Consider the following 1205-nt stretch of genomic DNA (forward strand, 5'->3'; position numbering starts at 1 on the left):
CCGGCTCGGCGATGCACACCCACATGAGCCTGTTCGAGGGTGACGTCAACGCCTTCCACAGCCCCGACGACCCGCTGCAGCTCTCCGACGTGGGCAAGTCCTTCATCGCCGGCATCCTCGAGCACGCCTCCGAGATCAGCGCGGTCACCAACCAATGGGTCAACTCCTACAAGCGGCTGGTGCAGGGTGGTGAGGCGCCCACTGCGGCGTCGTGGGGGGCGGCCAACCGGTCGGCGCTGGTGCGGGTGCCGATGTACACCCCGCACAAGACGTCGTCGCGCCGCATCGAGGTGCGCAGTCCCGACTCGGCCTGCAACCCGTACCTGACGTTCGCCGTGCTGCTGGCCGCCGGACTGCGCGGGGTGGAGAAGGGCTACGTGCTGGGGCCGCAGGCCGAGGACAACGTGTGGGACCTGACGCCCGAGGAGCGGATCGCGATGGGCTACCGCGAGCTGCCGACCAGCCTGGACAGCGCGCTGCGCGCCATGGAGTCCTCCGAGCTGGTCGCGGAAACTTTGGGAGAGCACGTTTTTGACTTCTTCCTGCGCAACAAGCGCACGGAGTGGGCGAACTACCGCAGCCATGTCACGCAGTACGAGCTGAGCACCTATCTGTCGCTGTAGCCCGCGTCACCGTTAACAGGGCGTCCGCCTTAACCCTGCAACGCAGGGCGGTTGCGATACCGTCGTGGGCGTGACCAAACCCGCGACGCAGCGCCCCCGGCTGCCCAGCGTGGGCCGGCTTGGCCTGGTCGATCCTTCCGCGGGCGATCGCCTGGCGCAGCTGGGTTGGTACGACCACGACGACCAGGCCCACGTCGACCTGCTGTGGGCACTGTCGCGCGCGCCCGACCCCGACGCCGCGCTGCGCGCCCTGATCCGGCTGGCGGAGAATCCCGACACCGACTGGGACGAGCTCAACGCCGCGCTGCTCGCCGAACGGCCCTTGCGCGGGCGGCTGTTCGCGGTGCTCGGCGCGTCGCTGGCCCTCGGGGACCACCTGGTCGTGCATCCCGAGTCATGGAAACTGTTGCGGGGCAAGGCCAAACTGTCCACGCGCGACGAGCTGCGGGCGGCGTTCACCGAGTGTGTCGACCGGGCGTCGGATGCGCCGGGTTCGGTTGTGACGCGCCTGCAGACGCTGTACCGCGACCAGCTGCTGGTGCTGGCCGCGCTCGACCTGGCCGCGACGGTGGAAGACGAGCC

The 1205-nt window shown here is 69.5% G+C and carries 2 pseudogenes; both read left to right on the top strand.

What is annotated here, in order from left to right:
- Positions 1–623 (top strand): annotated as a pseudogene (locus A5750_RS10540) (glutamine synthetase); the annotation flags it as partial.
- Positions 624–687: 64 nt separating this feature from the next.
- A pseudogene (locus A5750_RS10545) lies at positions 688–1205 on the top strand (bifunctional [glutamine synthetase] adenylyltransferase/[glutamine synthetase]-adenylyl-L-tyrosine phosphorylase); the annotation flags it as partial.

This window comes from Mycobacterium sp. 852002-51613_SCH5001154, assembly GCF_001667425.1.
Lineage (GTDB): Bacteria > Actinomycetota > Actinomycetes > Mycobacteriales > Mycobacteriaceae > Mycobacterium.